12 protein-coding genes, 1 tRNA gene and 2 rRNA genes (1 of these 15 cut by a window edge) are annotated in these 13932 nt (G+C 60.0%); 5 read left to right on the forward strand and 10 right to left on the reverse strand.

From position 1 onward, the window contains the following. The 3 genes from QN315_RS19075 to QN315_RS19085 all read left to right on the forward strand — a co-directional run. Positions 1-2088 (forward strand): 23S ribosomal RNA (locus QN315_RS19075) (it extends 653 nt beyond the left edge of the window). Between the two features lie 119 nt (positions 2089-2207). Beyond that, positions 2208-2323, forward strand: a 5S ribosomal RNA gene (gene rrf / locus QN315_RS19080). A 21-nt stretch (positions 2324-2344) separates the two neighbouring features. Next, a tRNA-Met gene (locus QN315_RS19085) sits at positions 2345-2421 on the forward strand. A gap of 4 nt (positions 2422-2425) precedes the next feature. On the opposite strand, the gene QN315_RS19090 is transcribed toward QN315_RS19085, so the two are convergent. From QN315_RS19090 to QN315_RS19120, 7 genes are all read right to left on the reverse strand, one after another. Beyond that, positions 2426-2773: an LLM class flavin-dependent oxidoreductase gene (locus QN315_RS19090; RefSeq protein WP_323990918.1), complete on the reverse strand. Its 348-nt coding sequence runs from the start codon at positions 2771-2773 to the stop codon at positions 2426-2428. Positions 2774-2994: 221 nt separating this feature from the next. Further along, positions 2995-4002, reverse strand: a complete 1008-nt coding sequence (locus tag QN315_RS19095; protein WP_323990919.1) for an ABC transporter substrate-binding protein — start codon at positions 4000-4002, stop codon at positions 2995-2997. Further along, on the reverse strand, positions 3999-5333 hold the full coding sequence (locus QN315_RS19100; protein ID WP_323990920.1) for an LLM class flavin-dependent oxidoreductase: 1335 nt from the start codon (positions 5331-5333) through the stop codon (positions 3999-4001). The genes QN315_RS19095 and QN315_RS19100 overlap by 4 nt, the downstream gene beginning before the upstream one ends. 505 nt (positions 5334-5838) lie before the next feature. Further along, the gene (locus QN315_RS19105; protein ID WP_218064304.1) at positions 5839-6108 is read right to left on the reverse strand and encodes a hypothetical protein; all 270 of its coding nucleotides are present in this window, start codon (positions 6106-6108) and stop codon (positions 5839-5841) included. 35 nt (positions 6109-6143) lie between these two features. Continuing rightward, on the reverse strand, positions 6144-6716 hold the full coding sequence (locus tag QN315_RS19110; RefSeq protein ID WP_323990921.1) for an isochorismatase family cysteine hydrolase: 573 nt from the start codon (positions 6714-6716) through the stop codon (positions 6144-6146). Positions 6717-6865: 149 nt separating this feature from the next. Beyond that, positions 6866-7771, reverse strand: coding sequence for a LysR substrate-binding domain-containing protein (locus tag QN315_RS19115; RefSeq protein WP_323990922.1), 906 nt, complete (start codon positions 7769-7771; stop codon positions 6866-6868). Next, the gene (locus QN315_RS19120) at positions 7768-8457 is read right to left on the reverse strand and encodes a GntR family transcriptional regulator (protein ID WP_323990923.1); all 690 of its coding nucleotides are present in this window, start codon (positions 8455-8457) and stop codon (positions 7768-7770) included. The genes QN315_RS19115 and QN315_RS19120 overlap by 4 nt, the downstream gene beginning before the upstream one ends. Positions 8458-8492: 35 nt before the next feature. On the opposite strand from QN315_RS19120, the gene QN315_RS19125 reads away from it, so the two are divergent. After that, positions 8493-9659 (forward strand): pyridoxal phosphate-dependent aminotransferase, encoded by a 1167-nt coding sequence (locus QN315_RS19125; protein WP_323990924.1) that lies wholly within the window; start codon positions 8493-8495, stop codon positions 9657-9659. A 228-nt stretch (positions 9660-9887) separates the two neighbouring features. Here the strand turns inward: QN315_RS19125 and QN315_RS19130 are convergent, their stop codons facing one another. Both QN315_RS19130 and QN315_RS19135 read right to left on the reverse strand, forming a co-directional pair. Continuing rightward, positions 9888-10631 carry a DUF2848 domain-containing protein gene (locus QN315_RS19130; protein ID WP_323990925.1) on the reverse strand — a complete coding sequence of 248 codons (744 nt, stop codon included), beginning with the start codon at positions 10629-10631 and terminating at the stop codon, positions 9888-9890. Beyond that, on the reverse strand, positions 10609-11901 hold the full coding sequence (locus tag QN315_RS19135; protein WP_323990926.1) for an MFS transporter: 1293 nt from the start codon (positions 11899-11901) through the stop codon (positions 10609-10611). Before QN315_RS19135 ends, QN315_RS19130 begins: the two co-directional genes overlap by 23 nt. A 423-nt stretch (positions 11902-12324) precedes the next feature. On the opposite strand from QN315_RS19135, the gene QN315_RS19140 reads away from it, so the two are divergent. Beyond that, the gene (locus tag QN315_RS19140) at positions 12325-13224 is read left to right on the forward strand and encodes a LysR family transcriptional regulator (RefSeq protein ID WP_323990927.1); all 900 of its coding nucleotides are present in this window, start codon (positions 12325-12327) and stop codon (positions 13222-13224) included. An 8-nt stretch (positions 13225-13232) separates the two neighbouring features. Here QN315_RS19140 and QN315_RS19145 read toward each other — a convergent pair whose 3' ends face one another. Next, positions 13233-13868, reverse strand: coding sequence for a hypothetical protein (locus QN315_RS19145; RefSeq protein WP_323990928.1), 636 nt, complete (start codon positions 13866-13868; stop codon positions 13233-13235). Between the last annotated feature and the right edge of the window lie 64 nt (positions 13869-13932).

Here is a 13932-nt window from a genome sequence, read left to right on the forward strand (position 1 = left end):
CCCGAAACCGAGTGATCTAGCCATGGCCAGGCTGAAGGTGCGGTAACACGCACTGGAGGGCCGAACCCACGCCTGTTGAAAAAGTCGGGGATGAGCTGTGGCTAGGGGTGAAAGGCCAATCAAACTCGGAGATAGCTGGTTCTCCGCGAAATCTATTGAGGTAGATCGTCAGGTGTTGACCCCGGGGGGTAGAGCACTGGATGGGCTAGGGGGGCCCAAAGCCTTACCAAACCTAACCAAACTCCGAATACCCGGAAGTTTAGCCTGGCAGACAGACGGTGGGTGCTAAGGTCCATCGTCGAGAGGGAAACAGCCCAGACCACCAGCTAAGGCCCCCAAATCGTGGCTAAGTGGGAAAGGATGTGGGGATTCCAAAACAACCAGGAGGTTGGCTTAGAAGCAGCCATCCTTTAAAGAAAGCGTAATAGCTCACTGGTCTAATAGAAACCCTGCGCCGAAAATGTAACGGGGCTCAAGCCACGTGCCGAAGCTGTGGGTGCATACTTTGTATGCGCGGTAGCGGAGCGTTCCGTAGGTCTGAGAAGGAGACGGGGTGACCCTCTCTGGAGATATCGGAAGTGCGAATGCTGACATGAGTAGCGACAAACAGTGCGAGAAACACTGTCGCCGAAAGTCCAAGGGTTCCTGCGCAAGGTTAATCCGCGCAGGGTGAGCCGGCCCCTAAGGCGAGGGCGAAAGCCGTAGTCGATGGAAACCAGGTGAATATTCCTGGGCCTGCTAGAAGTGACGAATGCGATATGTTGTCAGTCCTTAACGGATTGGGCTGGCTTTTGGAGCATTCCAGGAAATAGCTCTAGCGAATAGACCGTACCCGAAACCGACACAGGTGGACTGGTAGAGCATACCAAGGCGCTTGAGAGAACGATGCTGAAGGAACTAGGCAAATTGCTCGCGTAACTTCGGGATAAGCGAGACCCATGATTGGGCAACCATTTGTGGGTGGCACAGACCAGGGGGTAGCGACTGTTTAGTAAAAACACAGGGCTGTGCGAAGTCGAGAGACGACGTATACGGCCTGACGCCTGCCCGGTGCCGGAAGGTTAAGAGGAGGTGTGCAAGCACTGAATTGAAGCCCCGGTAAACGGCGGCCGTAACTATAACGGTCCTAAGGTAGCGAAATTCCTTGTCGGGTAAGTTCCGACCTGCACGAATGGCGTAACGACTTCCCCGCTGTCTCCAGCATCGGCTCAGCGAAATTGAATTCCCCGTGAAGATGCGGGGTACCCGCGGTCAGACGGAAAGACCCTATGAACCTTTACTGCAGCTTTGCAGTGGCATCAGAGACATTCTGTGTAGGATAGGTGGGAGGCTTAGAACCCGGGGCGCCAGTTCCGGTGGAGCCATCCTTGAAATACCACCCTGACTGTTTCTGATGTCTAACCGAGACCAGTAAGCCTGGTCCGGGACCCTGCATGGTGGGCAGTTTGACTGGGGCGGTCGCCTCCCAAAGTGTAACGGAGGCGCGCGATGGTGGGCTCAGGTCGGTCGGACATCGACTGTTGAGTGCAATGGCATAAGCCCGCCTGACTGTGAGAGTGACAGCTCGATCAGAGACGAAAGTCGGCCATAGTGATCCGGTGGTCCCGCGTGGAAGGGCCATCGCTCAACGGATAAAAGGTACTCTAGGGATAACAGGCTGATCTCCCCCAAGAGTCCACATCGACGGGGAGGTTTGGCACCTCGATGTCGGCTCATCACATCCTGGGGCTGGAGCAGGTCCCAAGGGTTCGGCTGTTCGCCGATTAAAGTGGTACGTGAGCTGGGTTTAGAACGTCGTGAGACAGTTCGGTCCCTATCTGCCGTGGGTGTTGGAGACTTGAGAGGATTTGTCCCTAGTACGAGAGGACCGGGATGAACAGACCTCTGGTGCACCGGTTGTCGCGCCAGCGGCACAGCCGGGTAGCTAAGTCTGGACGGGATAATCGCTGAAAGCATCTAAGCGAGAAACCCACCTCAAAACCAGGTCTCCCCGAGGGCCGTGATAGACCATCACGTCGATAGGCCAGATGTGAAAGCGCAGTAATGCGTGCAGCTAACTGGTCCTAATCGCCCAATAGGCTCACTCACACAGCCCGCTTAAACGCAGGCAACACACATGCACAGCAATCATCCACTCAACACTCAATACACACACCTCAGCACCAACCTCTCACGCCCACTACACCCCATCAGGGTGGACTGGACGACCTGGTGGCCATGGCGGGGATAGCTCCACCCGATCCCATCCCGAACTCGGCCGTGAAATGCCCCAGCGCCTATGATACTGCGTCTCAAGACGCGGGAAAGTCGGTCGCCGCCAGGTCTTCCAATCCACCTACACCACCGCGGGGTGGAGCAGCCCGGTAGCTCGTCAGGCTCATAACCTGAAGGCCGCAGGTTCAAATCCTGCCCCCGCAACCACGGTTCAAGTCCTTGATAGGACACAACAAAACCCGCCCCACAAGGCGGGTTTTTTGTTGCCCAAAATCCCCACGCAGGAAACACATAGGAAACAAACGGAAAGGCTGATCCCTGCATGGTCGACATGGCAAGGTAGGTTGAAATTCTCGCCGCCGCCGGTCGCGGTCACCACGTTCCAGCCCGCGCGCCCACCGCTCAGTCGGTCCAGAGAGACGATGCGCCGGGCAAGGTTGTAGGGCTCGTTGAAGGTCGTGCTGGCCGTGCCGATCAGGCCGATATGACGTGACGTGACGGCCAGCGCCGCCAGAAGCGTGAATGTATCCCAGCGCGGCAGGCCCGGGCTGTTGGCCACGGCTGACGGGATCAGGCGCCGGCAGGACGTTGTCGTAGAGGAAGAGGCTGTCGAATCGCCCCTGTTCCAGAAGATCGGCATACGAGCGGTAGCGTGCGAAGTCGATATCCGCGTCGACATCCTCGTCCGGTGCGCGCCACGCATCCCGTTGGTGACCGAGCCGGCCAGATAGGCGCCGAGGGCGAAGGAGCGTCCGGGAGGAGACATTGGGCGGATGCCGTTCAGGGTTGGAAGGTGAAACTGGAATCGACGATGCCGGCGGTATCGAGCCGGCGCGGGACCATGCGGGTCTCGGCCATGAAATCGGAGACCTGCTGCTGTTTGGCGATGATGTCGGGGGTAAGGGGCACCACGGTACCGACCAGGCCCCTGACGACATCACGGGCGACGGGAAGGGGCAGGCCGACATCGCGGCCCCAGACCTCGGCATAGGCGTCCTGATGCGTCAGCATCCACCGATGCGCGGCACGAAAGCGGCGAAGATACGCTGTCAGGTTGTCCCGTCTGTTCCGTAGCGCCGCTTCGGTTGCCACGACGTAGCTGAGGCCGCTCATCAGCTTGCCGCCATTGACGATCTCGCGCGCGCCATCGGCGATCTTCGCGTCCGAGATATAGGGCCCCCAGGTGGCCCAGGCATCGACGGCGCCGCTCTGCAGGGCCAGCTTGGCCGAAACCGGCGGAATGAAGACGAACGCGACGTCGTCATCCTTCATACCCGCCGCGCGCAGGGCTGCCAGGGTCAGGTAATGGCCGGTCTGGGCACGCAGGGTCGCCACACGCTTCCCCTTCAGGTCGCGCACGCTCCGAAGCGGGCTATTCTTCGCCACGACGATGGCGGTGGTCGTGCCGTCGGTCTGGATACCGGCAATCGCCTTCACCGGCACCCCGCCCGCCTGGGCGAAAACAAGAGGCGCGTCCCCAATCACCCCGGCGTCCACGGCGTTCGCGGCCAGCGCCTGGATCAGCATCGGCGCGCCGGCGAACAGGCTCCATTGCACGGGCAGGGCTCCATCGGTCGTCATCCCCGCCGCCTCCAGCAGCGAACGCGCGCCGCCTTTCTGGTCACCGATCCGCAGCGGCGTATCCGCCCATGCCCGAGGGCGGTTCAGCCCCAACGAGGAGAGCAGGCCGGATGCGACACCCAGGGCACCAAGGACATGCCTGCGGCTTGGGCCAACGGGTTCCGGTAGTTCGGCCGTGTCCGTTCCAGTCGCGTCCTGCATGGTCATCCGGCCTGTTTCCCTTTGTCCGCCGCGTGACGGTTGACCGGGTAGGCCAGGCCGAGATTGCCGCGGAGAGTCGTCTGTTCGTAGTCACTGCGCAGCAGCTTGCGTTCCTGAAGGATCGGGACGACTAGATCCACGAAGGCTTCCAACTGCCCAGGCAGAGTTTCGAACAGATTGAAACCGTCCGCACCGCCCTGTTCAACCCAGCGTTGCAGGGCGTCGGCCACAGTCTGCGGACCGCCGACGAAATCGCCCCGTGGGGTCGCCAGTTCCCTGGCGATCTGCCGGATGGAGAGATTGCCGCGCCGCACGCGTGCCAGGATGCGCTGTGCGGCGCTCTGGTTGCTCTGTTGCCCGATCGCGGCAACGTCGGGAAATGGGCCGTCCAGGTCGTAAGCGCGGAAATCATGGTCGCTGAACGCCCGCGACAGGAAACCAAGCCCGGTGTTCAATGAGGTCAGTCCGACCAGTTCCTGGTAGAGCCGTTCGGCATCCGCGTCCGTCCGTCCTACGATCGGTGCGATCCCGGGCAGGATCAGGGGCTGGCCGACTTCCCGTCCCAGCCGCGCGGCCCGTGCCTTGACGTCATGGTAATAGGTCTGGGCTTCCTCCAGGTCCTGCGGGCCGCAAAAAACGACTTCGGCATGCCGAGCGGCGAAATCGCGCCCGTCCTCCGACGCCCCCGCCTGGAAGATGACCGGTTGCCCCTGGGGCGACCGGCCGATATTCAGCGGGCCCCGTACCTGGAAATACGGGCCGGCATGGTCCAGGCGATGCAGCTTGGCGGGATCCAGAAAGATGCCGTGTTCCTTGTCGCCGACGAGTGCATCGTCTTCCCAACTGTCCCATAGCCCCTGCACCACGGCCAGATGCTCGGCGGCAATGCGGTAGCGTTCATGGTGGGGCGGATGGGCGGTGCGGCTGAAATTTGCGGCGGTGTCCCCCAGCCAGGAGGTCACGACATTCCATCCCGCCCGGCCGCCGCTGATATGATCCAGCGAGGCGAATTGTCGGGCCACGTTGAAAGGCTCGGAATAGCTGACGCTCAGCGTGCCCACCAGGCCGATATGCTCCGTCGAGGCTGCCAGCGCCGAGAGGATGGTCAGCGGTTCGAAGCGGTTGAGGTAATGAGGGCTGGATTTTTCGTTGATCGACAGGCTGTCGGCAACGAAGAGGAAATCGAACTTCCCCCGTTCCGCTGTCTGCGCCTGCTGGCGGTAGAAACGGATATTCGTGCTGGCGCGGACATCGCGATCAGGGTGGCGCCAATCATCCCAGGTGCGCCCAACTCCGTGAAGGATCAAGCCGAGCTTGATGTGTCGATCCTGCGTCATGTCCCATCCTGGTCTTTCGTTGTGCGCAGCGTGGGCGGCGGGTGACGGCAGGACCAGCGAGAAATCATCAATTGCATGATGGATGAAACTAATCGATGATGATGTTGTCGCGGAGAATGAGACGTCGTCTTAAATTAACGAAAAAATCGACCATTGAAAAACCGTGGAATAATAAATTTATTTGTGATGATGGTTTAGGATAAATCGCACGACGTCGGATTGTTCACTTTCTTATGTTGCTTTCGCAATAAAAGAAATGGATTCGATAGAATATGAATCAGGATTCGACTCGCCTTGCATATAAGGCAAGTCTTCTATTCATGGCTGCCATCATAGGGCCCAGAAGGAACGCTGCTGGCGGATGAAGAACAACGAGGAGAAGGGCCAGCACAAGGGAAAAACCAGACGGGAGAGACCATTGTCGTATTGCCGACCATTCAGCGATCGGTTGGGATAGAATCCCGCGGGCCACAGCGCGAAGGAAATATCGAAGTTTCTACACTATTCATGTTCTCTTGCCGTGCTCGTATAACCAACCTACGTTTTTTCTGGCAGCGGCGAGTGCCATCTCTCTCGATGTGTACGCGACATCAGAATAATAACTTATTGGTGTCCACGCTCCTTCGTCTTCTGGATCGCGACGAAATTCCTCAAAACCATATGTGCCATCGGGACGAGAAAATAGGTCAACACATCTGTTGTGTTCGGCATTTTCGATGCTGTCCATAACTAACCAAGATTTATCTATTCGTTTTGACATGGCGTGCGGACTCATTTTTCTGTCATTCGATTGCCCAGTTATCTGACAATCTACAGTGCAGATACGTTTTCGATTTTTATGATGCTCGATATCACGCCGAGGTCGCCCATGGACGTCTTATGTTCCTCTTCGGTCGCTGCTGCACAGGCATCCTCAAGGACAAGTATATCATAGTCACGGTCATGTGCATCCCGTACCGTGCTCTGCACAGCCCAGGTGCTGCTGACGCCGGCTACGATAAGTCGACTAATTTTATTTGAACGGAGAACGGCTTCAAGTTTCGTGCAGTAGAAAGGGCTCACCCTGGGCTTTTCGACAATAATGTCTGAAAGATCAACGCGTAAATCGGGATGGAAATTCGTTCCGGTTGTACCAAGTTCGATCGCCCCGAACTTATGAGCTTGGCCGAACAACAGAGAGTTCTTGGGCTGCTCGACATATCCTTTTCCAAATCCAACCTTTACGAGAATGTTCAACCATTGTTTGGCTTTAGCCATCTCGAGTGCTTGGTTAGCTTTCGAAATGATTCCTCGTTGCTCTACTTGTCCGGCGAAGCTGGATATTTTTCCGGAAGGATGGGCAATATCCATAATATAATCGAGTCCGATAAAGGCTGTAGACATATCTCGTTCCTTTATTATGCAGAGCGCAGCCATCGTAGAAGATGAGCGACAGTGTTCCGGGTCTGACGGCGGCCTCATGTTTCGAGTAATTCATAAGCGCTGACGACTGACGGATCGAGGGTGCAGATATGTCCACGTGGTTGGTTTTTCTAACCGATCGCGTCCGATGTGAGCCTGGGGCGCAACCAATCCAGGTAGGTACGCATGGAATTCGTTTCCGGGAACTCTGACATAGTATAGAAATTTACCTGTCTTACGAGCGCAGTCGAACCAAAGCCGGGTAGAACTTTGATGCGATTGGTGCTCAGTTCCTCTCGCATGATCGACGGAAACATCAGGGCAATTCCTAAACCGTCGACAGCAGCCTGAAGTGCAGCCAGTGGAGACGATAGCCACGTAATGCGCAGTGCCGGAGCAGCCATATTGTATTCTGTGCGAAAGAAGCGCTCCCAGTCATTACGCCAACTCGGCGCGTCGACGACTAGCAGGCGCCATTGAGCTTCCGGGATACGGAATTTCATTTTTGATATCTCTTTTGAAAGAGATGGGGACGCGATGAGTATAATCTGTTCGCTAATTAGGGATTCATGGCGAACGTTAATATTGTCGTCGATCTCGAAGAAAAATGCTCCATCAATTGTTCCATCGGATAATTCATTCAGAGTGGTCGGGGTAATCATTCGTACTGTAATAGAAGGATAGAAGGCACGGAATGCGTCGAGATGAGGAAGAATGAGTCTTACGGCAATGCTGGATGAGGCGCCGATATGAAGGATATTGGATGCGTTTCGCCGAGTCAAAGTATGTGTCGCTGCTGAGATCACCTGAAATGCACGGTCCACTTCTGCTGCATAGTCTTCCGCCGCTTTCGTCAAGCGTAGGGAGCGAGAGCGTCGATCAAACAGCCGGACGCCGAGCGTGCCTTCCAGCCTCTGAATCTGCTGAGTGAGGGCCGCGTGGCCGACCCCCGCTTCTTCGGCCGCAGCACGGATGCCACCAGCGCGCGTGACAAGCCAGAACGCGCGAAGAGCGTGGAGCGGAGGTAAGCGGGTCATGATTCTCTCGGCATGCTGTTTTGAGGATTGGTCAGATATGCCACGAGCGCCTGACCGGCCTGAAGGATATGTAACCGAAGTATCCGTTCCGCCTTCTCCACGTCACGGCGGCTCAGGGCAATGATGATGGCCCGATGTTCTTCGTCCGAATGGTGCTGCCAATCCAGCCTCTGCCATGTGGCGAACAGGAAACGCGCGCTCATGCGTTGGAGTTGATCTATATTTTCCAGCAGGCGCGGCATCCCGCATGGCTGAAGAATGGTGCGGTGGAAGGCTTGGTTCGCCGCTTCCCACGTCATGATGTTTTCGCTGGCGTCATCCGCTTCAAGAGTGCGTGCCGCAGTCTCGATGGTCGTCGTCGTAATACGAGGTGCGGCATGACGTAGTGCAAGGGTCTCAAGTGCCGCGCGCATCTCGGTGATCTCGAATACGGAAGCGGGTTCGATGGCAGTGACCCTGACACCTTTTCGTGGTTCGCGGGTGACAAGTCCTTGCGCTTCGAGCCGTTGAAAGGCCTCCCGTACCGGCACGTGGCTGGACCGAAATTCTTCTGCGATATGATCCTGCCGCAAGGGCGTCCCCGGTTCGAGAGCGCCGGAGATAATGCGTCCGGCGAGTGCACGGGTGATCTGGCCTGCGATCGAACGATCGTCATCGGGGAGGGATTGCGTGATTGTCTGCCTCATGAAATCATAGATAATCTATTATACGAGGAAACGCCATGGTCCATATTCGCCCCGCGCGGTTGCGCGATATTGCCGGAATCGGCGTCGATCGGATGGGTGAGGTCGCGGACACATCTCAGCGCGACTACCTTCGGCTGGAAAACCTGGATGTTGATATTCCGCCGGATCCGGAAGCCGTGGCGCGCACGAGGCAAGCTGCTTCCCGAGACGCCGACAACAGCTATCTGCCGTTTGTCGGACAGAGTCGGTTGCGGGAAATCGCGGCGGCGCATGTTTCGGCATTGACCGGTCTATCCTATGACGGGCGGCAGAACTGCGTTATCTCGGCCGGCGGCCTCTCCGGTATCCTGAACGTGCTGCTGGCGACAATCGATGTCGGCGACGAGGTTATCGTGACCGATCCGACCTATGCCGGATTGATCAACCGCATCCGTCTGGCTGGCGGTGTGCCGCGTTTCGTGCCGTTCATCTTTCATCCGGGTGACGTCTGGACGTTCGATCGCGAAGCTCTGGCGGCCGTCATCGGTCCAAAAACGAAGGCGATGCTGCTCATGTCGCCCTCCATGCCGAGCGGCGCCATGCTGGACAGCGACGACTGGCAGGCCGTCGGCGATCTGTGCGTTCGGCACGACCTGCTGTTGATCATCGACAGCGCCATGGAGCGGCTGACCTTCGATGGGCGTCCTGTGCAGCATCCAGTTGCTCTGCCGGGTATGGCAGAGCGGACGATTTTTGTCGGATCGTCCGCAAAGGAACTGCGCATGATTGGTTGGCGTGTCGGTTGGATCGTGGCCCCCGAGGCGTTTCTGCCAGATATCGTCGCGGTATCGCTGGCCAATGTCGTGGTGCCGGTTGGCATAGCGCAGGATGCCGTCGCTGTTGCGCTGGAGCGCTCTGCGGAGACGCTGCCACCTTACGTTGCTGAACTGCAAAGACGGCGTGACGTAATGCTGGATGAATTGGCGGGGCTGCCTGTAGGTGTTCCTGCCGGAGGGTGGTCGATGCTGCTACGGGTGTCCGATTTCGGCCTGGACGGTGCCGCTATGTCGGATCGCTTGCTGACGCATGGCGTGTGCGCAACCGGAATGCGGGGGTGGGGCATGCAGCATGGGGAACATTATATCCGTTTCGTATTTGCAAATGAGCCCGTCGAGCGTTTGGCGGGTCTCGGTAGCCGCGTCCGGATGGCGCTGGGTTTATAGCAGCGCCCGTCCAGCGGACCCAGCGCTCCGTCCCGTGCGTGCGCCGGGCTGAGGCCTCGGTCGCCCGCAGCGCGGGGTCGGTGTGGATCACGCGAAAGGCTTGCCGTTCGGGCCGTGCCGGAGCGTTCAGGATGGCCAGGCGTCGCACCACCCGGTCGACGATGTCGTGCGGTCCGGTGGTCGGCGGGGGGCACGGGTCATATTGCTCTGTCCACCTGGCACGGCCGATCAGGCGATGAGGGGCAGTTCGCGCACCGTATAGCGATGGCGCAGGGCTATGCCAGTCTGCGGGTCGTGCAGTTCGACGGTCCAGGCATCCGCGCGGAAAATGCCCGCGGCCGTGGGGACGGTGCCGCAGAACATCACGCTGCCGTCCTGGAACCGGCCGTTGTCTCGGGCGCGGCGGGTCTCGATCAGTTCCTCCGGCAGTAGAAGGGCAGACAGCACGCCTTCCTGATACAGGGATCGGGCGCCGTCGATTTCGCAGAAGGCACGGAGGACCAGGCTGTCCCAGCGATCCCGGACATCGTCGAAATGCCAGAATTGCGTGCCCATGATCTTGGGGCATAATTGCTTCGACAGGGCGACGTTGTAGGCTTCACTGGCGCGGTCGGTATGGTCGGAGCCGACGCCCACCAGCAGGCCATCCGGCGACCAGACCAGGACGGGCTCGACCTCGCCGGACGTGTCTTTGCCGACGACCTCAATCGCCTCAGCCTGCGTGATGCGGTCGGCCGAGACCCGATAGAACAGCGGGGTGCTGGTCGGCGGAGCCACACCGATGGCGGCCAGTTCCTGGATGTGATGGTCGACGTCCTGCCGGTCGCGGCCGGCCCATCCGGCGATGACGACGTCTTGTACGGCAGGCAGGGATACGGAATAGGTCTTCATGGTCTTGTTCCGAACTGGATCGTTGTCCGATGGGATGAAGGAGCGTTGAGGCAGACCGTCAGGGATCGGTGTCGTCGCCATCCGGCATCCTGGCCGCCAGCAGCATTCCGGCGCCGCTGACCGCCAGCGCGGCGAGCGTGTACAGCGAGATGGCCAGGGTCGAGGACGTTTCCCTGAATAGGGTGGCCATGATCAGTGGCGCGAACGCGCCCCCGCCGGCCAGGCTACCGAACGTGTATGCGATGGAGGCGCCGGTATAGCGGATGGCAGGTGGAAACTGCTGGGTGATGATCGCCCCCTGGACGGCGTACATCGCGGCATGGACGCCCAGCCCCGCCGCCATGATCAGGACGATCAATGGGCCCTGCCGGGTGTCGGCCAAGGGAAAGAACGCAAATGCGACGGGAATTCCGCACAGCAGGCCGGCCGCGAAGATCGGGCGCGGTCCGATCCGGTCGCTGAGCCAGCCGTAAAGCATCGTCATGATCACGCCGCAGGCGGACCCGGCCAGCAGCGCCGTCAGGATGACGCGGCGCGACAACCCGTCGATCTGGTTGACATAGGTGATGCTGAAGACGACCAGCAGCGCATAGAGCACGTCCGGACCGACGCGCGAACTGGCGGCCGCCAGCAGCCCGCGCCTGTGCCGGCGCAACAGCAGGCCGACCGGCGACCGGATGACCGCGGCCCTGCGCTGCAGGTCCTGGAACATCGGCGTTTCGGCGATGGAGCGACGCAGGATGAGGCCAAAAATGATCAGCAGGCCGCTGAGAGCGAACGGAAAGCGCCATCCCCAGCCGACGAACTGGTCGTTGTCGAGCGTCGCCGTCATCAGGCCTATCACCGCAGACGACAGGATCGTGCCCACGCCGGGGCCCACCTGCGCCCAGGACGCGTTCAGGCCGCGTCGGCCCGCGGCGCCATGTTCCACGGTCAGCAGCACCGCGCCCGCCCATTCGCCGCCCAATGCGATTCCCTGCACCAGCCGCAGCAGGACCAGGATGACCGGACTGGCAATGCCGATGGTGTCAAAGGTGGGCAGCACGGCGATGAGGCTGGTGGACAGGCCCATGACGATCAGCGTCACCATCAGGATCTTGCGCCGGCCGATCCTGTCGCCCAGGCGGCCGAAGATGACGCCGCCGAGGGGCCGCGACAGATAGCCGACCGCATAGGTGGAAAACGCCAGGATCGTGCCGATCATCGGTACACTGGCCGGGAAGAACAGCTTGTTGAAGATCAGCGCCGCCATAGTGTTGTAGATCATGAAATCATACCACTCCAGCGCGGTACCGATCATGCTGGCCAACGCCAGGCGCACGCCGCCGGATCGCCTGTCGGTGTCGGGCAAGGTAGAAATATCCTTATGCTATGCTGGGTCCTGAAGAATCCATGCCACCCGTGGCAATATCATGCATTTCCGCAAGATCTCGATAGTAACGGCAGCCTTCCGGCACGTATTGACGGATGCCGCCGGCACGGTAGCGATCCACCTGCCGGCCAGGCAAGAAAGAATTCGGAAAGAGAGGTGATTACGTTTCCTTATCGATCCAGTGTGACGGCGAAACGTTCCCTCACGCGGATGCAATAGGCGCGTGTTTCCCGGCGCGCGGTCTCTCGGCAGGCCGACCGCGGCGGAAATGCCCAAGCGCGCGCAGTTGGCCGCCATGGCATGGCCCTGGTTGCCCGACGACCATGCCATCACCCCAACGTTTTTGGCCCGATATGAGGTGGCGTGATATAAAAATGCCTTATCGGTTGGGAGGCGCGAAAGATGGATTTCAAGAGCCTCGAGGCGGTGGTGTGGATCGATCGGCTGGGCGGATTCAAGGCGGCGTCGGAGGTTCTGCGCATGACGCAGCCGGCGATTTCGATCAGGGTCTCGCAGCTTGAGGCCCTGCTGGGAGCCCGGATATTCCATCGCGCCGCCAAGCGCGTGGTCCCGACGCCGGTCGGCCTGACCCTGATCCGCTATGCCGAGCGCATCCTGGAACTGCGTGACGAGGCGATCCTGACCATCAAGGGCCATAGCGAGGAAAACGGCATCCTGCGGCTGGGCGCGATGGAAACGGCCGTGCACACTTGGCTGTCGCGGCTGCTGTGCCGTATCGACGAAAAATACCCCAATATCACCGTCGATCTCGACATCAGTATTTCCGACGATATTCAGCGCAAGGTGGCGAAGGGGATGCTGGATGTCGGGCTTTTCATCGGGCCGGTCAATTCGCCGATGATGATCGAGACCCCGATCTGCAGTTTCGATGTCGGGCTGATCGCGCCGCGCGCGGTTGTGGACGAGCTGACCGGGCGCATCGACCTGGGCAGCCTGCCGTCGCTGCCCATCATGACCTTCTCGCGCAATACCGTGCCGCATTCGATGCTGCGCAACCTGCTGGCCCGACAGGGGATCGGCCATCATCGCGTCAATGCCATGAGTTCGGTGCCGACCATCGTGAATATGCTGCTGAACGGCACGGGACTGGGGTTGCTGCCGCCGGATGTCGTGCGAGACCACTTGGAGTCCGGCGCACTGTGCGTGCTGGACACCGGGCTGGTGCTTCCACCGCTCAATTGTGTTGCGGGCCGACTGATCAAGCACGGATCCAGCCTGGTGGAGGACATCGTCGTCATGGCGCAGGAGGTCGCACGCGAAGCCGGCACCAGGGGAGCGTGACACATGGGCTAGCCGGCCGGTGTGATGGAAACGACCGGCTGGTGACAGGCCACCGGTGCCCTGTCTTCCGCCAGACAGGGACCGATCGTTTCGGCCTGCGGCGCCGCCACGGACAGCAGGGTGTCGTTCACCCGTACGAAGGCCAGGATGTCGCCCTGGGCCATTGGCGTGCCCTTGATGCCGAAGGTGTATCCTCCAGCGGGTGACGCCGCACCAGCAGGCCGAGATCGGGGCTGACGGCCCGGATGACGGCCCTGTCGGTCCCGATGGCGAATAGAAGCGGCCGGGGCCGGCCCGGGCGCCGCCGGGCTCCGATCTTGTCGCCGATCTGCCGGATCAGGCACGTCGGGCGTCTTCGATATCCGTGGTCGCGCCGTGCAGGCATCGAAGATCACCAGCAGGTTGTTGACGCCCGGAATCGCCTGGAGCATCCGGGGATCGTCACCCATGGTCCGTGCGGTCGACCAGATGCGCGCCGGGGATGACGGGACAAAACGCCCTCGCGCGGCGTCGAGGAACAGGCGGATACGCCGACCATGCTCAACCGGCGGGCATCTGGGGGCTGCGTCACCGTCCGGGATCCCGAAAACAAAAAAGCGTTGGCCATGCGTGATGCCGATCCCCCTGGCGGAACGGGCAGCCATGACGCGACGGCGTGGAGGCCAGGCGGCATTCAGCCCGTCAATACGATACAATAAATAATTCGCA

The sequence above is a fragment of the Nguyenibacter sp. L1 genome (assembly GCF_035199985.1).
Lineage (GTDB): Bacteria > Pseudomonadota > Alphaproteobacteria > Acetobacterales > Acetobacteraceae > Gluconacetobacter > Gluconacetobacter vanlangensis.